Annotated in this window: 19 protein-coding genes; 7 read left to right on the top strand and 12 right to left on the bottom strand. The window is 51.9% G+C overall.

Translation table 11 applies throughout. The features are described 5' to 3' along the window. Window positions 1-116 precede the first annotated feature (116 nt). Window positions 117-1856, top strand: a complete 1740-nt coding sequence (locus CSR04_RS13060; protein ID WP_102796739.1) for a histidine kinase — start codon at window positions 117-119, stop codon at window positions 1854-1856. Further along, entirely contained in the window at window positions 1853-2545 is a 693-nt protein-coding gene (locus tag CSR04_RS13055) for a LytR/AlgR family response regulator transcription factor (RefSeq protein WP_102796738.1), read from the top strand. Before CSR04_RS13060 ends, CSR04_RS13055 begins: the two co-directional genes overlap by 4 nt. 12 nt (window positions 2546-2557) lie before the next feature. Here the strand turns inward: CSR04_RS13055 and CSR04_RS13050 are convergent, their stop codons facing one another. Then, window positions 2558-3871: an ABC transporter permease gene (locus tag CSR04_RS13050; RefSeq protein ID WP_102796737.1), complete on the bottom strand. Its 1314-nt coding sequence runs from the start codon at window positions 3869-3871 to the stop codon at window positions 2558-2560. Then, window positions 3871-4557, bottom strand: coding sequence for an ABC transporter ATP-binding protein (locus CSR04_RS13045; RefSeq protein ID WP_102796736.1), 687 nt, complete (start codon window positions 4555-4557; stop codon window positions 3871-3873). The genes CSR04_RS13050 and CSR04_RS13045 overlap by 1 nt, the downstream gene beginning before the upstream one ends. Window positions 4558-4618: 61 nt before the next feature. Here CSR04_RS13045 and CSR04_RS13040 point away from each other — a divergent pair, with 61 nt between their 5' ends. Then, a complete protein-coding gene (locus CSR04_RS13040; protein ID WP_102796735.1) occupies window positions 4619-5176 on the top strand; it encodes a DUF3299 domain-containing protein in 558 nt (185 codons plus the stop codon). Between the two features lie 266 nt (window positions 5177-5442). Here CSR04_RS13040 and cspE read toward each other — a convergent pair whose 3' ends face one another. Next, the gene (gene cspE, locus CSR04_RS13035; RefSeq protein WP_102796734.1) at window positions 5443-5652 is read right to left on the bottom strand and encodes a transcription antiterminator/RNA stability regulator CspE; all 210 of its coding nucleotides are present in this window, start codon (window positions 5650-5652) and stop codon (window positions 5443-5445) included. A 364-nt stretch (window positions 5653-6016) separates the two neighbouring features. Here cspE and CSR04_RS13030 point away from each other — a divergent pair, with 364 nt between their 5' ends. From CSR04_RS13030 to CSR04_RS13015, 4 genes are read left to right on the top strand one after another with little or no spacing between them, the layout of a single operon-like run. After that, window positions 6017-7789: a hypothetical protein gene (locus CSR04_RS13030; RefSeq protein ID WP_146027169.1), complete on the top strand. Its 1773-nt coding sequence runs from the start codon at window positions 6017-6019 to the stop codon at window positions 7787-7789. A gap of 6 nt (window positions 7790-7795) precedes the next feature. After that, on the top strand, window positions 7796-8473 hold the full coding sequence (locus CSR04_RS13025; RefSeq protein ID WP_102796732.1) for a sulfotransferase family 2 domain-containing protein: 678 nt from the start codon (window positions 7796-7798) through the stop codon (window positions 8471-8473). 12 nt (window positions 8474-8485) lie between these two features. Continuing rightward, a complete protein-coding gene (locus tag CSR04_RS13020) occupies window positions 8486-9274 on the top strand; it encodes a Stf0 family sulfotransferase (protein WP_102796731.1) in 789 nt (262 codons plus the stop codon). A 5-nt stretch (window positions 9275-9279) separates the two neighbouring features. Beyond that, window positions 9280-10269 (top strand): glycosyltransferase family 2 protein, encoded by a 990-nt coding sequence (locus tag CSR04_RS13015; RefSeq protein WP_102796730.1) that lies wholly within the window; start codon window positions 9280-9282, stop codon window positions 10267-10269. On the opposite strand, the gene CSR04_RS13010 is transcribed toward CSR04_RS13015, so the two are convergent. The 9 genes from CSR04_RS13010 to CSR04_RS12970 are packed head-to-tail and all read right to left on the bottom strand — an operon-like array spanning window position 10213 to window position 20825. Beyond that, window positions 10213-11337: a polysaccharide pyruvyl transferase family protein gene (locus tag CSR04_RS13010; RefSeq protein WP_102796729.1), complete on the bottom strand. Its 1125-nt coding sequence runs from the start codon at window positions 11335-11337 to the stop codon at window positions 10213-10215. The two genes, CSR04_RS13015 and CSR04_RS13010, sit on opposite strands and share 57 nt — an antisense overlap. A gap of 3 nt (window positions 11338-11340) precedes the next feature. After that, entirely contained in the window at window positions 11341-12753 is a 1413-nt protein-coding gene (locus CSR04_RS13005; RefSeq protein WP_102796728.1) for an oligosaccharide flippase family protein, read from the bottom strand. Between the two features lie 3 nt (window positions 12754-12756). Next, window positions 12757-13671: a glycosyltransferase family 2 protein gene (locus tag CSR04_RS13000; protein WP_102796727.1), complete on the bottom strand. Its 915-nt coding sequence runs from the start codon at window positions 13669-13671 to the stop codon at window positions 12757-12759. Next, window positions 13668-14924: an O-antigen ligase family protein gene (locus tag CSR04_RS12995; protein ID WP_102796726.1), complete on the bottom strand. Its 1257-nt coding sequence runs from the start codon at window positions 14922-14924 to the stop codon at window positions 13668-13670. Before CSR04_RS12995 ends, CSR04_RS13000 begins: the two co-directional genes overlap by 4 nt. Before the next feature lie 3 nt (window positions 14925-14927). Next, window positions 14928-16037: a glycosyltransferase gene (locus CSR04_RS12990; RefSeq protein WP_102796725.1), complete on the bottom strand. Its 1110-nt coding sequence runs from the start codon at window positions 16035-16037 to the stop codon at window positions 14928-14930. Then, a complete protein-coding gene (locus tag CSR04_RS12985; RefSeq protein WP_172449349.1) occupies window positions 16025-17125 on the bottom strand; it encodes a glycosyltransferase in 1101 nt (366 codons plus the stop codon). Before CSR04_RS12985 ends, CSR04_RS12990 begins: the two co-directional genes overlap by 13 nt. A gap of 4 nt (window positions 17126-17129) precedes the next feature. Next, window positions 17130-17921, bottom strand: coding sequence for a WecB/TagA/CpsF family glycosyltransferase (locus CSR04_RS12980; protein WP_102796723.1), 792 nt, complete (start codon window positions 17919-17921; stop codon window positions 17130-17132). A 54-nt stretch (window positions 17922-17975) separates the two neighbouring features. Then, a complete protein-coding gene (locus CSR04_RS12975; RefSeq protein WP_102796722.1) occupies window positions 17976-20210 on the bottom strand; it encodes a GumC family protein in 2235 nt (744 codons plus the stop codon). A gap of 48 nt (window positions 20211-20258) precedes the next feature. After that, window positions 20259-20825: a polysaccharide biosynthesis/export family protein gene (locus CSR04_RS12970; protein WP_425427691.1), complete on the bottom strand. Its 567-nt coding sequence runs from the start codon at window positions 20823-20825 to the stop codon at window positions 20259-20261. Between the last annotated feature and the right edge of the window lie 235 nt (window positions 20826-21060).

The raw sequence follows: 21060 nt of genomic DNA, 5'->3' as shown, positions 1-21060 counted from the left end.
TCCCTGAAGTTAGTGAAGGCGGCAGATTAACCGACCATGGCATGCCAACCCGGCGGTTAATGCATCAACGGCTCGCAGATCTCACTAACGGCTCATCGCTGGCATAAAAGCTTGATATGATGAAACAAAAAGCCGGGAGCCTGGATTTGCGTTTTCTTCTTACCATGCTTACCGCCATGTTAGCGGTGGCCGGGCTGTCTGTCTGGCAGAGTAAACAAAGTGCCATAGGTAATTTACAGTGGAGCCAGCAATACTGGCTTAGCCCCGATCCTGGTGGTCCTTATGTGCCTGGCGACAGACAAGCCAGCACCACATCGCTGCCTGCAGGGACAAAAAATGTCTGGCTGCAGATGACCTTTGATTTCAACCAACCTCTGGAACAACCCGCCGGCTTGTTTATATCTGTGCTCGGTTCATTTGAAGCTTACTGGGACGATGTGCCTATCGGTGGTGCAGGTATAGTGGGTCGCAGCAAAGAGCAAGAAATACCTGCGCCCATCGACAATGTGTTATTGCTGCCCTCGACACACAGCGATGCAGGGCACCATAGCCTGCGCCTGCGTATTTCGGCTCAGCACAATCCAGCCTTTATTGAAAATGCCAATATCTGGGTATTTGCCGGTGCCTACAACGATCTGCTGATGATGGCGTTCAAACGCGCGGTCCCGCCCTTGTTAATGTCCAGTGCCTTACTGGTCATAGGGTTGCTCTGCCTGTTACTGGCCACAAACAACCGGGCCGGGCGCCCATATCTGCTGTTCGGGTTGCTGAGTCTGGCCATGCTGATGCTAATCGTTGCTGAGTCCTGGCGAGGTTTGTGGGGTTACAGTTACGACTGGCATACCACCCGCATGCAGATAGTGTTGACCTTATCCTGCGTGATCGCCCTGCTGTTACCTGCGCTATTTGCCAGTTTATTGCGCTTAGGACTCAAACAGACACTGACCTGGCTGGGTCTTGCAGCCTTGCTGCAGTTGCTTATCGTGCTGTTTATCGGCGGTTTTGATAGCCGCAGCCTGTTGGTGTTTCTGGCGGGTGCGGCAATTTCGGTACTTATCTGTGCACAGGGCATGTGGCAAAAGCAGTCTAATTCAGCGGCGCTGCTGGCGGCACTTATATTGTTTATCGCGCCGGTGACCTTCAATGCCTACGCCTACATGGACCAGTATTTCTTCTTATCCTTTACTATTTTGATTTGTCTGATGCTGTACTTTCTAAGCCGCAGCATCGAACACAACAGACATACTCTGATACAGCGAGAACTGCGGCTAAGCCGACTGGAGCTTGAATTGGTAAAGCGCAATGTGCAGCCGCACTTTATTCTTAATACCCTGACCGCCGTGGAAGAATGGATTGATGAGGATCCCCCCACCGCCATTGCGTTTATTCAGGCGCTTGCCGAGGAATTTCGCCAGATGGCATCCTTATCGTCTCAATCGGCCGTTAGCCTGGAGGATGAACTTCAGCTTTGTCAGGCCCACCTGAACGTCATGAGTTACCGGGCTGGCACTCAACTGTCGCTGGATATCCATATCAGTCACCCCAAGCAGATGATCCCCCCAGGTATCCTGCTGACGTTACTGGAAAACGCCATTAGCCATAATCATTACCGCCACGGCAAGTTTGTCTTCACTGTGCAACAAAAGCGTGAAGATAAAACTATGTGCCTGACCTTCATGGCGCCGGTGGTCAGTGGTCGCCCCAGCAGTAAGCTGCAAACAGGTACAGGCAACCAATATGTTGAATCGAGACTGCGTGAAAGTTATGCAGACAACTGGCAAATGCAGAGTCATGTGTCATCTACAGACTGGCAGGTCCAACTGCGTTTGCCGCTAGCCTCGGGAGATATCCTGTGAAGCTGCTGATAGTAGAAGACGAGCCCATGGTGGCCAAGCGCTTGCTGCGCTTTGTCGAACAGGCCCTGGCAAACCAGCCACGGCAAATCCGTCTGTTCGACAATCTGGATGATGCCAGGGACCACCTGGCAGAGCGAGGCACTGATATCCTGTTTCTGGATCTGAATCTAAGCGGTCAGGATGGCTTTGAATTGCTGCGGGAACAATTGGCACAAAGTTTCCACACTATTGTCGTATCGGCCAACACCGACAGGGCCATTGAAGCGTTCGAGCTGGGTGTACTGGACTTTATCCCCAAGCCTTTCAGTCAGGAGCGCATAGTCAAAGCCCTGACACGCCTGACACAAAGCCAGGCCATGCAACCATGCAAATATCTGAGCTACAGACAGGCCGGTAATCTGGCCTTACTGGATGTCAAAAACATTGTTTACCTGAAAGCCTGTGGTCACTACACCGAAGTCTATCCGTCTTCGGGTCCCACGATATTGCACGACAAAAGCCTGGAGCGATTGGAGCACTTGTTGCCACAGGAATTTCAGCGAATTCATCGTTCCTATATGGTGCCTTTAAGCCAGTGCAAAACACTACAAGCGTTTGTTGGCAGCAGCTACGAACTGGAGCTGAAAAATGGCGTCCGACTGCCAGTAGGACGCACCCGGGTTAAAGCACTGCGTGCCAAGCTTATTTAGCCTGATGCAAGCTTACAAACGCACACTAAGGCCTCTGCTCAGCGCGGTACGATAAGACAGCACCGCCGGGATCAATGCCAATAATGCCGCCAAACCAACAATCAACCCCAAATAACCCAGGGTAGAGCCGGATAACGGCAACCCACTGATAAACAAGCCATATTCACTGCTGATCCAGTTTTTAAGCAAGGTTAGCAAGCCCGCCAGCCCCAGATAACCCGCCACTGCGCCAGCCAGGGCAATCAGCACCGCTTCCAGTTCAATCAGCAACAACACAAAGCTGGCGTGTGCACCAATAGCCCGCAATACGGCAATCTCTCTTTCGCGTTCGCGCATGGAAGCCAACAGCATAGTGGTCATGCCCAACAAACTTGCCACCAGTACTAATAACGCAATCAGTGCCAGTGCCTTTTCTACCATGCCCATCATCTGCCACAGCTCAGCCAGGGCCACACCGGGAATGATTGCCAACAGGGGTTCGTCTTTATATTCATTCACTTTACGCTGAAATGTCAGGGTACCAATACGGGACTTCAGCCCCACCAGCATGGCAGTAACCGAACCTGGCTGCAGATGATGACCAGTACCTTCCGTTACATGGTCATGGTCATGGTCATCATGATGGTCTTCGGTTTGATCTGTGATAGCGGCGTGCCTTTGCACCTGGGGATGGGCATGGTCACCCTGTCCGCCGCTCAGATGAATCAGTTCAATGGACGCCAGATTCACATGCAGTGTCTGGTCTACAGGCGTACCAGTGGCATTTAGAATGCCCACCACCTTAAATGGATAAGCGTCATGATGGGTAAAACTCACCTCACCGGTGCCATGGGAAATAACCAGTTCATCGCCCAAGTGATAGTCCAGTTTTGCTGCGACGTCGCTGCCCAGTACCACTTCCTGCGTGGTGGTAAAGCTTTGTCCTTGCCTAAAGGCCAGGTCCTGACGGCTGCCATACTTAAAGTGCTCAAAATACCCTGGAGTGGTGCCCATGACCCGATACCCTTTATGAGAATCCCCCAGGGAAATAGGTACCGCCCAATCCACCTCCTTGGCCTGACTAAGGGCTTGAAAAGTTTGCCAGGACAGATTGTTACTGGGATTACCGATACGAAATACTGAGTAGAGCAACAGGTTAGTTGACCCGGTACGAGCGCCAACAATCAAGTCCACCCCCGACACGGTGCGGCCAAAACTGGACTTCATCTCATTCTTAAGATGATCGACACCCAGCATAATAAACACCGATACGGCGATAGAGAACGCAGTCAATAATGCGGTTAAGCGACGATTCCATAAGCTGGCTGAAGCAATTCGCAGTAACATCAGGCATCCTCCCTCATGGTGGATAGAGCACGCAAATCCTGATGGATATCAAAATAACTTTTCAGGCTTTTATCATGGCTGACAAATACCACGGTGGCCTGACTTTCCTCCGCACAACCTAACAACAAATGCAAAAACTGGTCACGCAGCTCTGAATCCAGCGCGGAGGTAGGCTCATCGGCAATAATTAATTCCGGTTTATTTAACAATGCTCTGGCCACTGCCACCCGTTGCTGCTGGCCAACGCTGAGGCTATCAGCGCGGCGTATGAGCAACTCATTGCCCAATTCCAACCTTTCCAGCATATGGGCAAGAAAGCCCTCATTCCGTTGACCAGTGCCACCCAGCTCCCAGGCCAGATTGATATTCTCTTTGACGCTTAAATACGGCAGCAAATTAAACTGCTGAAAAATCATACCGATATGTTTAGCCCTAAAGCGATCCCGCTTGCCTGCACTCATCTGCGTGATATCTGTATCCAGCAGTCGAATACTGCCGCTTTGGGGTTTGATAATACCGCACAACAAATTTAATAAGGTGGACTTACCGCTGCCTGATGGCCCATACAAAAATACTTTTTGACCACGCTCGACCCGCCAGTTTGCAATGTCCAGCAAGGGGTTCTGTGCCCAGCCAAAGCGCACCTTATCCAGATGAATAACCGTATCGAGTCGGAGATCTGCCATATTTTCCCTAGTTTAGTTTTGTTATGATGTAACATTCTTAGTACTATTCTCCAGAATTCCCATGCGACTTGCAATTTTGCTTATCTTTCTAATTCCGCCATTGGTCCTGGCCAAAGAGGAGTATCGCACCATTGAGTGGGACGCCCTGTTACCAGAACAAGATTTAAAAGCCTTCAATGAAGCGCCACCGATTAATCACGGTGACGAAACCTATGCAGTGCCGCTGGCTGACCAGAGTGAGGCCGACAGTATCCAGCAACAGATAGATGAAATTAAACGTCAACGGGTTAAAGAGGCCCTGGCCTCCACCCGCATTCGCGCAGAGTTCAATCAACAGAAAGTCCGTCTGGCAGGTTTTGTTGTGCCTTTGGAATATCATGCAGACCAATCGGTGCAAAGCGCTTTTCTGGTACCTTACTTTGGCGCCTGTATACATATACCACCGCCGCCACCTAATCAGATAATCTTTTTGCGATTTCCGGCAGGATACCAGGTTGACGACATTTATCAGGCATATTGGATTTCAGGCCAGCTTAGCACGGAGCTGATGGAGAATGATGTGGCCACCGCAGCGTATCAGATGCAGGTTGCGCAGCTCAGGCCCTGGACCGAAGATTAAATTATTACCATCTGGACATCGCCGCTCCTTCGCTTCCATGCGACCGCGGAATACGACCACCATGGATGGTGGAAGTGCAGAAAATGCAGGAGCAGCTTTTCTGCCGACCACCAGGGATGGTGGAAGTGCAGAAAACGCAGGAGCAGGTTTTCTGCCCGTCCATCCCTGGACATCGCCGATGAATACTCCCTGCCACATCGGCATACCGTCCATCCCTGGACATAAAAAAAGCCGCATAATGCGGCTTTTTCTAAATTCGCTGTTACTTATACAGGAACAACGTTTACGGCTTGAGGGCCTTTTTGACCTTGCTCAACACCGAAAGAAACGCGCTGACCTTCGGCCAGAGTTTTGAAGCCTTCAGCAGCAATGGCGCGGAAATGTACGAATACATCTTTGCCACCGTTCTCAGGCGTAATAAAACCAAAACCTTTCTCTTCGTTGAACCACTTAACGGTACCAGTTGTGTTAGACATGAATGTCTCCAAAAACAAATAAATTAACAAACGCACGAATGCGAGTATCGCCTGCAAACTTGATTATTAGAGCAACAAGGGAGCAAAGACTTCATGACAAAAACGCAAATGGTAGATGTAGCGAAGATAAAGCAGAAAACTGTTGTGTAAATAATAGGTCTGACGTTACAGGCCGATTACCACTTTACCAGACTTTTTCCCTTTGTACAGTTTTTATTCTTGATTTTGTCATGTGTTTTTCTTGTCGGCACGGACTTTGCGTTATATCTCTGTGCAAATTCACTTTGCGTCCTGCATTAGAGGTACTACTGACCAGTATATTCAATAGCTTAGCGGCAGGGCGGCACTTCAGGACGATGGCAAAATGGTCACATTAAGGTTCAACTTTCTCGTTATCTGTCTCCAGTTAGCAACGCTTTGCCTGCTAACGTCCTGTGCCGGGAACGTCTCCCCCCAGCAAGATAATAGTCAACTACCTTTATCTGTTCCGACTGAAGCTACGGCAGCCGGGGCCTCGGACCATCAATCAGCCAGCAGCAACTCTCCTTCGCAAGGGGTGTCGCAAAGCAGCAACGATCTGCAGATTCAAATTCAACCTTTATTTCACTCAGTTGCGGTATCAATCAGCAATGTCAGTGACCAACATCATGCCCGGGTGAGTTTCAAACAAACAGCCGACAACCAATGGTCAGCCGCAATGGACTTACAGCCAGAGCCGGTATTTTTGCTCCAATCCGGCAGTATTGTGGGGTTATCCGCCGATACTGAATATCAGTTGCGCATTCAGCTTTACTCGAATGACCAGCTTGTGCAAGCCAAGACCACTAGCTTTCGTACCCGCCAGACACAGCCCCCGGTCGACCCAAACAAGGTTTATCAACTGGCAGATATTTACCAGTATGGCACGCTGGATTTAGAAGCCCTGGGTATCGAAGGACAGGAAGGTGGCTGGGCTAAAATTATTGGCAATGACGAGTTGGTTGTCGAAGCTGGTCCAGACGACGATATTGCAATAAACATTGGCGATAACAGCTATATCTATTTTGAGAATATTCAGGTCAAAGGTGGGCGGCGACATGCCATCGTCAGTTTGAATGCACACCACCTTTGGTTTAACGGCTGCGACGTGTCTGCCTGGGGCAGACAGGCTGGTGACATACGCGACGGACTCGCCTACGAGAATGAGCAGGCCGCACAGCCGATCAATTACGACGCCGGATTCAACCTGGTGCAAAGTGGCGTCATTGTGGTGGAACATTGTCGCGTGCATTCCCCCATTCCGGCCGCCAATCATTGGGGCCAGGGGCACCCCCATGGCGCTACGGCTTTCCTTGCTTCCGGCAATCATCCACAGTCCGAATTTGCCGGTCAGCTAGTGCTTAGATATAACCACTTCATTGGCTCAGACCAGCACAGATTCAATGATGTTATCGAAAGCCGCAGCAATGGCCAGCCCTGGGGTGGGTTTATGCAACACTCCGCTATCCACGACAATGTTCTTGCCTATGCCAATGATGATTTAATCGAACTCGATGGCGGTCAGCATAATGTGCTGGTATATAACAATGATCTGCAGCAGGGCTATACCGGCGTCAGCGCTATCCCTAACCGACGCGGGCCCAGTTATATCTTCCAGAATTATATTCACAATCTCGGTGATCAGCGCCAGCGGGCCTGGGCCGCAATCAAGCTTGGCGGTTTGTTAAGTGCGCCAATGGGCAAAACCCTGATTTTTGAAAACTTAATTGTCAGTCGCAGCAATGGCATCGCCGCCGCCAAATTTAAGGGCGACAGTAGTTTCTGGGTAGATGCCAGAAACAACATTCTGATCCACGACAGATATTGGCAGGTTATGGGCTACAGCATTTTTGATGAAATGCCACTGGACGCGTCGTCCTACACCAACAACTACATGTTCAATCTGGCCACCGGTCAGCCGGAGTTCCGCGCCAGTATCGATCAGGGTTTCGCCTTTACCGAGCAGGTCAACGATGCCACCGCGCGGATGCTGAGCCAGAGTGATTCTCCGGTCGCTATGGCCATTCCACCAGCGTGGCAAATTGACAACTTTTCCCGTCTGAACCAGGCCGGGTTGGTCTTGATTGGCGCACAGCTATCCGCAAATCCGTCACAGTGAGGTCACATGATTTCCCACCAGCACCAGTGTATTTTCATTCATATCCCCAAATGCGCAGGTACCAGCATTGAAAAAGCATTGGGCCATTTTGACCATCACTCAGGCCGAGACGGGCAAGACCACCGAAGCCTGCGTATGTTGCAGCAACCTCTGCCCCTGAAGCAGGCCTGGCGCAATAGCGACAACCTGTTGGAATGGCTGAGACGAACTAAACATCAGTGGTACAGACACCGCAATCCGGCCAATAAACAACAGGTCAACCAACGCCAGTATCAGGAGTATTTCAAATTCAGTATTGTCAGAAATCCCTGGGATAGAGCCTATTCCTGGTACCGCAATGCCATTCGCGACGACTATCACCGTCGCTGGTTGGGCATAGATGCGGATATTCCTTTCAGTCATTTTTTGCAACGTTTCATCGGCACCGGCTTCTTACGTCCGCAGTTAAGCTGGCTAACCAACTTTGAAGGCGACCTGGCGGTGGACTACGTCGGTAAGTTTGAACACCTGCAGGCGTCCTTTGACGTTGTGCTTGAGCGACTTGGTCTGTCGTCCCTTGCCCTGCCCCATGAAATCAGCGGCGACAACCGCGATTATCGCCTGGCTTTCAGCAGTGAGGATGTAGATCGGGTGGCAACCTGTTATGCCAGAGAAATCAATTTGTTCCACTATCAGTTTGAATAGCAAGGAGGCCCTATGCAGCTTTATCAGGATCAATTCAGTCGAGAACATGACTTCGCCCCCGGCACTAAGGCCAATAATTTTCTGGTTATCGCTTCTACCCAGCGATGCGGCAGTCATATGCTCGGCCATGCGTTATACAGTACCGGTCTGTTCGGCTTTCCTCTGGAATACGCCAATCCGGTAAATTTGCGCGAATGGGAGAAGCAGTTGGGTGTCTCAGGCCTGGACAATGTGCTGGACTTGCTGCAATTAAGGCGCACCTCCGCCAATGGCGTGTTTTCCATCAAAGTGCATTACGACCATCTGCAGGTGTTCGGCGGCTTTGACAAGTTGATAAAACGCTTTCCAAATGCCTTGTTTGTCTTGCTGCATCGTCGCGATGTGCTAAAACAGGCGGTGTCTTTTTCCAAGGCTCGCCAGACTGGCGTGTGGATCACCGGACAAAAGGCGATGCGCACCGCCCCAAGCTTTGACTACCAGGATATTAACCAGTGTCTGAAAAAAGTCATTCAAGACACCGCCAGTTGGCGCTATCTTCTTGCTGCCCAGGGGTGCCGTTATCTGGAGCTTGAGTATGAAAGCCTGCGGGAAGACCTGACCAGCGGTATACGGCGTATTGCATCCGCCATGGATATATTGCTGCCCATTAGCGATATCCGCGAAATAACCCGCCGTCAGGCGGATGAACTGAGCGACAATTGGCAGCAGAAGTTTGTACAAATGCATAAGGGTAAAAATGACAGGTTACAGCCTGGTGCATCAGGCGTTCGCACCTTGGTTCGGCGTTGGCTGGGGAGTTAAACATCATGCAATCGCTCACGCCACTGGGCATTCCCGCCGTCACCATTGTGCTGCCAGTTTACAACCGTCGAGCTACTGTTGCGCGCGCCCTTGACAGCATTCGCGGGCAGTCTTTCAGTGATTATGAAGTGATCATTGTAGATGACGGCTCTACCGACGGCAGTGACAAAATCATCGCCCCTTATCTGCAGGATTGGCGATTTCGTTATTTCAAGCAGGCGAACAGCGGCAAACCCTCCAGAGCCAGGAACGCCGGGGTAAAACTCGCCCGTTGCGAATGGCTGGCTTTTCTTGACTCAGATGACGAATGGCCGCCAGACCAATTAGCATCCCAAATGCAGACCTTGTTGGCTTTTAGGACCTATAACGTAGGTATGGTCTTTACCGACAATCGCAAAGTAATAAACGGACAAGAGCTTAACCAAGGCTTTTTTACCCGCCTGGGCATAGAGCAGGGACTTAAGGATGCCACCGAACGCCTGTGCAATTGGGGCAGACTGTTCAACCCACAACGTTTTCAGCGTTTGTTGTGTTACAGCGGCTTTGTCATGACTCAGGGAGTGTTGGTTAACCGCCATCTATGGCAACAGGTGGGTGGATTTGACACTGACCTGACCTTTGCCGAAGATACCGACTGCTGGCTGAAGATCAGCGGTCAGTGTCGGGTAGCTCAGGCCTTCGGACCCGGTTTTCGTTATCATTGTCATGGCCAGAATATGACCGCCGACACCAGTCAGCAGCTATACCAGGACAGCATCCGTGTGTTACAGCGTCATGAACAGTTATTGGCGGATGACATCGAGTCGGTGCAGCACCTTCGTGCCCGCATTCTGGTTTATCAAATCCTGTTACAAGCTATGCAGCGCGATCACGCAACGGCAACTGACGACAGACTCACCTTAAGGCATTTTACTAACCTGAAATGGAATCGTCAGTTGCTAAGAGTGCTTGTAAGAAACCTGAACTGGTTGCCGTTTCATTTGGCTCTGCGTTAGCCGCAAACTGCGAACCTTTCCCTGTTGTGAAAATCCATCACGACGGTCTGCTTTCAATGCCTCAACAGCAACATACAAACGTTCCCTGGCAAAATGCAGTTGCTGATCATCACTCAAATAACCCTGCCGCTCAGCAAGCCTGTTTAATTGCTCGGCACATTGCTGCAACATGGCGTCTGGATGGTTACCCAGCATTTTCATCGCAGGCACTAACAGTTTCCGCCTTAGTCTAAGATAGCGCTCTTTGCGTTTGCGAGCTTTGGGATCTCGGCTCAAAGCCTGTCGGGCACGAATGTCCCCCAGCGCCTGACTGATACTCAAGCCGAGGGTAAAATCCAGGCCGGGCACCAGAGCAAGATCCGCTTGTGCCCTGGCAGCAAAGCGGTTATCCAGCCAGGCCACTCTGGAGGGCGGTGCAATGCTCTCAGGAATCACTCTTGCACCGACAGCCAGTGCCCAATCAGCCCACTTGAACTTATTGATCTCGCAGGAACTCCACACCGGTATCCAGGGCACCCGGTAGGCATCGGCAATAATGGCAGCGTGCATGGATTCTGCCAATACTAATCTCGCCCTGGCTAGCTGCCGGATAACCTCTTTGGATTCATGTCTGGGGTCCACCAGGCTCACCCCGGCTAATTGACAGACACTTGCCCAGTCAGAACGCCGGGCACTGTCCAGATGTGGCACAAACACAACCGGCCTGTCCAGTGGTGACAGTGGTGGAACGTCAAACACTTCAGGGATCAGTATCGCCGGATCGGCCAGCACCTTGCGATCATCCAATTCCAACAGCGCCGCTGTAAGAGGGCCTCGCACACCATAACAATGACAGTGAGCTTGAAAAACCGCTTGGGGCAATTCCCCGTAACCAGCCCCTGAACCTAAAATCAACAGGCGTTTGGCAGGCGGTAACTGACGGGTCAGCACTGTTCCCACCCCAGCCAGCATCACATCATCATTGCGCGGCCAGTCGCCTGGCATCAAGGCGTCCCATAGCCAGGCGTTTAGGTCGTCGCCGAAATTTCCTTCCTGTGCTTTACTGGATTGCCAATAGAAAATCCGCATGTTCTACCCCTGTTTGATACTGTTTATCAAGCCCCTGGCCCAGCCAGGTCTGAGTGTGAATAAGCCGAGAAAATACACCGCTGCGCCGGTCGCGATTGCCATCAGCACTTCAGGCAAAGGTAAAAATTGCGGAACTCTTAACAACTCAATGCTGGCCATCATCAATACAGCCGCCAGTGCCACAAAGCCGTAGTCGCGCAATACAGGCTGCCAGCGGGGACTGAACAACTTATGCAATTGATACAATTTAATCAGCAGATCTCCTGACAGTTGCAGTGCCATTGCGGCTACCGCGGCCATCGCCCCCCATTCGCTGCCATACAACCAGGTTATTAACAATGCACCTAGCAACAGCAACAAATCCGCTTCCATTCCCCACCTGGCCTTGCCCAGCGCAATTAGCGTGGCCGGCACATAAAGCACCAGACAACGCAGTGCCGCCAATAAACACAAGTATTGAAAGGGGGGGATAGCCGATTGCCATTTGGCATCAAACAGCAGATGAATAAGATCGCCCCCCAACACCATGGTGCCGAGGAACAGAGGAGCAAGCAACGTTGTCGTGCTCAGACTGATAGATGAGACAAAGCGTCCCACGTCCGGCCCCTGATTAGCACGTTTGGCAATAGCTGGCAGCGCATAACTCAGCAGCCCATCGCTCAGGGCGAGCCTGGGCAGATCCACCAGACGGTTGGCAAACGCAAAATAGCCGACCGTGGTTGCATCACTGACCATACCCAATACTAAAGTGATAGCCCTGACTAACATGCCACGACTGAACATTTTTACCCCAAGCGGTAATCCGGCCCGAAAAATCAGGCCAAATCTGTGTATATCGGCTTTGCTGCTGACCAGGTCGTGATGCCAATACAGCAACAATATCAGCGACACTGTCTCCATCATGACAGCCTGTAACACCACGGCCCAGGCTCCTGCCCCCCAAAAAGCTGCCAGTATACCGGCGGTGGTGCCTATCAGCTTTCCTGCCAAGGTGCGGTTGGCCAGTGACTTAAAATTACGCTTGCGACGCAGATCCGCAACAAAGGGGCGGCTTAGTACTGTTGCCACCAGCTTGACACCGGCCAATGCCACCAAACCGATAAACAGCTCAGATGCCCCAAACAACAAGCTGCCTGCCACCAGCATTGTGGCACTGCCCAAAGCCAGTAAGCCGCCAAAGCAGAACACAGAGGCATACAAACTTTTGCTACACTTGGTGCGTCTGACCAGCGGATCTTCAATTATGCTGCAGTAAATAATGCCTATCGCTTCTACCAGCGTCACAGCCAATACGCCGAGACCAAACTGCTCGGGTCCAAGCAACAGCGCAAACACCATAAAAGAGCCGATTGACAGCCCAATCAGGCTGAACTTCTCGTAAAAAATCCAGGCCAGGTTAACCAGTCGATGACGCATCGTTCAGGCCATCTGGTTAAGTGGTGTAAACTGCCCGAACAGACTGCCATACAGGTTGATTAACGCGTAACGGCTCAGGCGGCCACGTCCCCCAGACAACTGCATGGTGCGGCGGAACAATTTGCGATAGCCTCTTACATCATTGGCTTTAAAGGCTTCACGCAAGAATTCCTGCATATTCTCGTACCAGATCTGATGAGTCTGACCTTGGTTAAGGGAGGCCATTTCCAGCAAACGCTGTACACATAACAGGCGGTAGTAATAATTGCGATAGCCATGGGCAGTCAGGTTGGCATTGTGGTTGACCTTGCGTACTGTCACTTCCTGCAAGGTGTGCACTTCACCAATTTTTGCCAATCGCGCCCACAGCAACCGATCCTCGCCGAAACGCAAATCCTCATCAAAACCACCCACCTGGCGAACAGCAATGGTTTTGGCCAAAACAGAGGATGTGGCATTGACCACATTGTGGTGCAGAAACTGCTCGAATACCCTGCCCTGCTTAATCCGCTGTACAACCAGCGGCAGCTCACCTCCCCAATCTACCTCGGCGAAGCTGTCAATCAGCACGGCGTCAGGATGCAGATTGGCCAGTTCTATCTGCATCTGCAGCTTATGCCAATCGCTCCACTGGTCGTCGGCATCCAAAAAGGCCACCCAGGGTTTACTGGTATGTGCCAGACCATGGTTTCTGGCGGCGCCGGGACCGCTGTTAGGAATTTCAAGATAAGTGATGTCAGCAGCATATGGGCTATTGCGGATCACCTGCTCGGAGCCGTCAACTGACCCGTCATTGACAATAATCACTTCGCCCGGCAATTCGCGTTGCCTGAACAATGCATGCAAGGTGTCTTCGAGAAAGGCAGCACTATTGTATACAGGAATAATGACAGCAATATCTGTTGTGGTGTAAATCATACTACTCTCCAATTATCAGGCTGAGCCTCAGCGGCCAGGCGCGAGGCGGTAAAACACATCAGGGCAAATAAAAACATGTCAAAGCTGTTGTGGTTCAAAACCGCAAAAGCCACGGCGTTAATGGGGATCATCAATAACAGGATCGCCAGGGGCGCAGCCATACTCTGCCCCTGAGATAAGCGGATATAAGCATTACCGGCATGCCACAGGCCAGTGGCCATCAACGCCACGACCAGTAGCAGACAAGCCCAGCCACCATGTAACATTGCTTCGTAGTAACCACTATGGGCATTACCTATGTATCCCCAGCGGCTGACAAAAGCGTCGGCAGCATCGCTGGCCCAAAACGCACCGAAGCCGTATCCCCAATAAGGTTCGATATCGATAAAGCCGTCCATTAACTGCCATATCACCATCCTGTTGGTTAAGGTGGGATCCCGTCCCAGTAACCCCAGCAACTGTTCATACAACCAATAACAAAGCAGACAGCCCAAAATAAGCAGCACGGCAAACAACATCAGCCGGTTAAAACTGGTTTGTGCGCTGGTTGCGTGTAAGTAACGCAACAGCGTAATCAGCCCGATTCCAGCCAGCAGCATCACCCATGCAGTAGCAGAATTGGCAAAGGCAATGGCCACCAGTAATATCAGCATCAACCCTTTGTCCAATCCGGTTTTAGTCGAAACCAAACCAAACAGCAGTAAGAAGGCATATGCGCAATTTCTGGCTCCGGCGTTTTTATCTGCAAATAAGCCAACGAACGCTTGATCACGAATGCCGCCTCCAACCAGAACCAGTTCAGGTAGCAGGGGGACCAGCAATAATCCAAGCAACGTGATAATCCCTACAGCGCGGGCAAAAAAACGCAGCAATGACAAAGGTGAAAAGCTCTGTACCAGCACGTAGGCACTGAGTACCAGGGTGCTGAAAGCCACGACCCGGCGCAGTGTGATGGCTGGCACATAGGACCACAGAACCGACAGCATCAAATATCCCAACAAAGCCCACCAGATCAGGTCCTTGTTGAAAGAGGTCGATACCCGGTTATCGCGTTCATAGCAAAGCAGGAAGATGGCCAGCAACAACAGCAAAACACCGACAAACTGCCTGGCCGGATCGCCTGCGGCGTGCGCGGCCAAAACATCCGTTGCCCGGCCACTGACAAGTCGGGTGGCAAAATCCAGCAACCCGCAGTAGTAAATGAGAGTCAGCAGTAAACAAAGTCGTTTTAGACTGTCAATATGCACTGCCATTCGTCAGGCTCCGAGCAGCAATTGCCGGTAGTGACGCGTGGCTTTAGCGGCCTCAAAGCGGCTGACGCCCTGAACCAGGCGCTGCCTTCCCTGTTCACTGATAGGTAACTGCAGGCTGGCCAGCATGGCTTGATATAGCCCTTCCACATCACCTAAATCCACCAACGGGGCTAATTGGCCGTCGGCAAGAATTTCCCGCGGACCGTGTGGGCAGTCAAAAGCCACGACTGGCGTACCCAGAGCCATGGCTTCTACCAGGGCATTGGGGCTGCCCTCAAATCGCGAAGACAGCACGAACAAATCCGCCACACGGATCTCGGCCAATGGATTACTGCTGTAACCTGGAAAGTCAACACGGTCGGCCACCCCCAGAATAGCGGCTTGCTTGGTCAGTTCAGCTCGTAACGGCCCTTCACCAAACACCACCAGGCGACAGTTCTGTTGTAAAGCCAGTTTGACAAAGGCCTCGATCAGCCAGTCAAAGCCTTTTTGTGGTACTAAGCGGCCCATTGCCACTATCACCTTAGTGGTTTTGTTCTGCAGCCATGGATGATGGGAAGCCGCCCTGGCTTGTACAAGCCAATCGTGGTGAATCACCGGGTTGGGCGCCGTGGTAACCTGTTTGGCATTGATATGAGCGGACGCCACCAGATCCATGGCGACCCCTTTTGATACCGCTATGACCGGCTTTTTCAGCAGGCGATACAACAGCGGTGCCACAGCGTAAGCAGTGCGAACCTGCCAATTGGAATTAACGCCGCGATCCAACGAAAAGGTGTTGCGTTCACTGACCGATAACCTGGCCAGCCAGCCCAGACTGGCGCATGCCAGAATACTAATAACATTGACATGGGTCAGTGCCGACAGCACCGCATCAGGTTGCAGCTGTTTCAGCCATCGTCTGAGTGTGGGCAACGCTTTAACGCTGCGAGTGGCGCAGATTTCCAACAAGTTAACCCTGGGGTTAAGCCATTGCAGATTTTCACCACCGGCCATTAGCAGTAGCATGCTGACCTCATCGCCGTCTTCAACCAGTTGATTGGCCAGACGCACCATCATTTTCTCGGCGCCGCCGCCGCCCAAGTCCTGTAAAATAATGACTATTCGCGCCATACCTGCTCCTGAAAAAACTGCCTGTAGGTTTGTGCTACCTGACTTTGATGAAACTGATGCACGACTGAATCGTCTTGCACCGAGGTGGCTTGGTTTGTGACTAATGCATCGGCCAGTGCTTCAATATCCCCGGCATTCACCAAGGTCCCAGACCCTGGCTGGTTCAGCAGTTCAGCAGGCCCGGTGGGACAATCGAAGGCAATCACATTGCATCCCAGCGCCATGGCTTCAATCATTACCGTCGGCATACCTTCATGGCGCGAGGACAAAATAAAGGCACTGGCGTGGCGCATCAGCCCATAGGGATTTGAGACAAAACCGGTAAAGCGCACTTTTTGTGCCAGACCCAGCTGATTGGCAAGCTGCTTAAGAGCGCAGTCCAGCTCTCCGCCACCCACAATAACCAGCTCTGGTAACGCAGGTTGCCGATGCAGCGCAATGGCATAGGCCTGCAACAACAGATCAAAGCCCTTTTCTTCAACCAGGCGGCCCACGGCGCAAAAATATGCGCCATCCGGCAACGGAGTTGTCGCATGCTCGGCCAAACTGAATAGCTCGTCACTGATCACCGCATTGGGAACATACTGAATTCGGGACGCACCAAATAACACCGCACTGCGCAGCTGTTCACGCAGTGTCTTGGACACGGCGACAATAGTGCCGCGTTGTAAGGCGTATAGATTGTAAAGCAGCTTCACCACCCAAACCGGAAGTAGCTGCTCACGGGTATCAAAGGCACTGTGCCGGGTAAAGATCACCCGCACAGAGGGCATCCATAGTTTACAAAGAAAGGCCAGCATATTGGCCTTCTCTGTGGCCGCTATCAGTACATCCACCCGCTGACGGTGGATATGGCGCCGAAGGTGCGCAAGCCGGGTAAGCAAACTGGCACTCTGGCTTGGGCTGGACGCCGCAAATTGTCGGGCAAGACACTGGTAGCCAGGTGCGGCGTCACCCTGCGTATGCCAGACGTAAAAACTGCAACGTTCTCCTTGCGCCTGTAGTCCCCTGGCAAGATTTTGCGAGACTCTTTCGATACCACCGCCTGCAAAGAAGAACTTATGTAAAAACATCACCCGGCTTGCCATTTTTTTACTCCCCAGCCAAGCGTCGGATGCGGTGTTTATACGCACAATAAATAGCATGGGGACTGGTGGTCAGGTAGCGCCACAACAGCTTGCGGGGTTCACTCAACGCCCGATGTAGCCATTCCAGTCCCAGTTGCTGCATCACCTGGGGGGCCCGTTTATAGTCGCCGGTGACATAGTTGAAACAACCACCACAGGTGATAATCACCGGCACATGCAACCAGAGCTTGTTGCGGGTACAAAACGCCTGCTCCTTAGGCTTGCCCAGCCCAACCCACAGCACATCAGGCTGCACCCGGTTAATTTCGGCTAATACTTGCTTTTCCTGTTTTAGTGAGAAGTACCCGTCATGAGTCCCGGCCACACAGAAGTTGGCATAGCGCGTTTGTAGGCGCTTTGCACATTCTTCGACTACTCGTTTATGTCCGCCCAATAAAAAGTGCCGCAACGGGCCATGGTGGAAAGTCGGAATATCGTGAATTGTGTCGGTGGTAGCAGAACGCTCGGGGATCTCATGATCGGCAAACAAACGGGAGAAATTCACCACGCTTTGCCCGTCAGCATGAATCAGGTCAGCCTGGCGCAGAATCGCCATAAAATTGGGATTACTGTTGGCGATGGAAATTCCCTGTCCATTCGAGTCAAAAATCAGCATAGGTGCCAATTCATCCGCCAACCGCTGGCGCCAGCGATATGCCGTGATTCGCCTGGCAATGACATCCACCAGCTCTGCACGGGTAATACAGGCTGTCTTCAGTCCCCCAACCTGGGTAAAGGTCACGTCTTCCAGTCTCATGGCTGCACTCCTGTTTATGTGTCAATGGTCAGCGACAACACGGTTCACATAGACCTATGCGCCGTAACCATATTGCTCATACGCGGTTTGATAACCGTCCACCTTTTTAGCCCGCTTAACGTCAAGCTGATTCAGTATTACGCCATCTACCCGACAGCCGCTTTGCATAAAACGACTCAGCCCGGCCTTGATTTGCTTATCAGCCGCCGCTTCGGCCTTCACCACATAAACCAAGGCATTACATTGTCGTGATGCCACCAAGGCATCACTGACCGCCAGGGCCGGTGCGGTGTCGAGAATAATGAACTGGTAATGATCTTTGAGTTTGCGCATCATCTGGCGGAATCGTTCTGAGGCCAGTAGCTCCTGAGGATTTGCAGGTGGAGTCCCGGCGGCCAGCAAATGAATATCAGCATCCGGAATCTGCACCAGGCACTCGTCCAATTTATGCGTGCCGGACATGATGTTGGCCAAACCGGGCTGGAAGTTCGGCAGACCAAATTGATCGGCCAGGCTGCTGCGACGCAAATCAGTGTCCACCAGTAACGTTCTGCCCAGTTGCCCCATGGCAAAGGCAAGATTGATGGACGTCATGGTTTTTCCTTCACCTGGCAGACTGGACGTGACCATCCAGGTACGTTGCTCGTGTTCCACTGTCAACATCATCAGATTCGTGCGCAGGGTACGAAATGCTTCGGCAAACAAGGCCTGATCAGGCGCAAAATAATGCCGCAACGGCAGATCCTTGCGACGGGGCTTTTTCTGCTTGGGGATCACGCCCAATACCCGATAGCCCAGTTTGCGCTCAGCATCTCCAACAGAGCGGATGCCGCTGTATAGTGCATCGGCGACTATGGCAGTAAGTCCGGCAAACCCAGCAGATACAAGCAAAGCGGCCAGTACCATCAATAGTTTGCTGGGTTTACTTGGGTTGGAAGGTGGCAGGGCTTCATCCAATACCCGGGCATTCGCACTTTCAAAGCCTTCCAGTTCACTGGTTTCTTTTAACCGGGTGAAAAATGCATTGTAAAGTTGCTGATTGATATCCACTTCACGCTGCAGTGCCTTATGGCGGGTTTCAAGAGCGGTCAGGCGTCGGTAATCCTGTTTTGCCTGCTCAACCGAAGTTTCCAGTTCCGCCACTCTGGACTGCACAGACTGGTATTCCATGTTGATCCCTGAGACCAACGCCCGCACCTGATTGAAAAAGTTTTTCTTTACCGACTCAAGCTCTGCCTGAGCAGATACCATGCGTGGGTGCTTAGGACCAAACACTTTGCTCAGATCGGATACCTTACGCTCGGCTTCGATTTCCGCCCTGCGCACATTTTGGATGGACGGGTGATTCAGCACTTCCGGCAGGCTGGTCAGGCCCTGCATATCACTGCTTTGCAGGTTAACCTGCTGGTAGATAGCGCGGCTTTGTGCCAGGCGATTTTGTGCTTGTAACAGTTGTTCACTGAGTTCCTGCAGCGCTTCGGCGGCCAGTCCCACTACGCCGTCCAGATCAACCAGTTTTTCCTGCTCATAAAATTCAGCTAAGCGCTTCTCGGCAGCGCTAAGCTTAGTTTTCAGACCGGCCAGGCTGTCATTCAGCCAGGTCGTGGCCTTACTCGTCATATCCAGCTTGGCTTGCAGATAGTTTTCTATATAGACCTCCGCCACCTTGTTAGCGATCTGCGCCGACAGTTGAGGCGAAGGACTCTCGTAAGAAATAATCACCATCTGGGTGTTTTTAACCGGGGTAATACTCAGGTTGGCACGAAAGTTATCCACGACTTTCTTGCTTATTTGCTGTTGTTTTTCGCTGTCGGTTGAAACGCCTGCAGGGCCTGCAGGTGCGGATGGCAAGCCCGGTAACTGCTGCTTAAGCCATTGCCGCAACTCGCTTAGCCAGCGCCCAACAGGGATCAGGCTGGCGGGTTGCTGCAACGGGTCGAACAAGGGGTGGCTGGCCAGCACAAGCTGCGCCACCACCCGTTCAGCAATATGCCGGGAGCGCAAGACTTCATGCTGAGTCTGAAAATATTCCTTACGGCTAAAGTCCACGCCATAGACTTCTTCAATGGACAGTACCTTATTCTCCTGGGCTTCAATCATCAGGGTGGCGGAGGCTTTGTAACTTGGCGTCACAAACAGCATCAGAACAGCCATCACGCCGGCCCCCAATACTGCAAATGCCAGAATCTGCCACTTGCAACGACTTAAGGTTTGAATATGCTGCGTAAAATCCAGTCTGCCGGGTTCCAGCAAACTGGCCTGTAATTGCCCCCGGTCATCCCTGGACATAAAGCATTCCTGCGGTTTGTTTGAAACACATAGACGATTCCATCCTGATTAGAAAAAGCGCTGTTCGACGGTAATAATGTCACCTGGAAAAACGCGGCTTTGAGGTTGCCCATCCAGGTGATGCTGGCCTTGCGCATCACTGCGCAGAATTTGAATCTTGTTGCGAGATGCCCGTTCGGTATAGCCGCCGGCCAGAGCCGCCGCCTTATCCACGGTCAGACCTGGCTGGAATGGATAGCCACCTGGTCGTTTAACTTCGCCGTCAATAAAGAACGGTCGATAGTCTTCAATGGACACAGAAACCGAGGGTGAAACCAGGTAATCCCCTTTCAGTCCCTGATAAATTTGCGATTCCAGTTGCCTGGCGGTCATTCCAGCCACATGCAGATCACCCAGAAAGGGGTAATGGATCACCCCCGTTTCGCCAAGGCGACGACGCAGGGACAGATCGGCCTGGCCAAACACGGTAATCTGAATCACATCACCTGAATCCAGTTGGTATTGCCCCATCTCCATGGGCGGCTTTTCCTGCCCCATTGCCGACAGAGTGAACAGCATCAGGCACAACAGAAAGTAGGTACTCCGCCACACTGCATTTTGATCTGCTGATTGCATCAGGTTTCCCCCGTTCGTCTTTGTCCTTAGGGCTTGCGACTGACCTATGCCAGTTACATGCCAGTAACAACTGTCCAGTTGGTATAGGCATTGCTCTATGCCGTATAGAGCAGCAAGACACAGGCCCGGCGGGCGAGAGATGGCGTTGATTTCCCGTCGAACAGCAAATAATTCAATAGCAAATCTGGCTGATTTTTGTCCCCTTTGGGGGACGAAATAAGGCGTAGCGGCTAAA

Source organism: Bowmanella denitrificans (assembly GCF_002887595.1).
Taxonomy (GTDB): domain Bacteria; phylum Pseudomonadota; class Gammaproteobacteria; order Enterobacterales; family Alteromonadaceae; genus Bowmanella; species Bowmanella denitrificans.
This window is presented reverse-complemented; position numbering and strand designations above follow the sequence as displayed.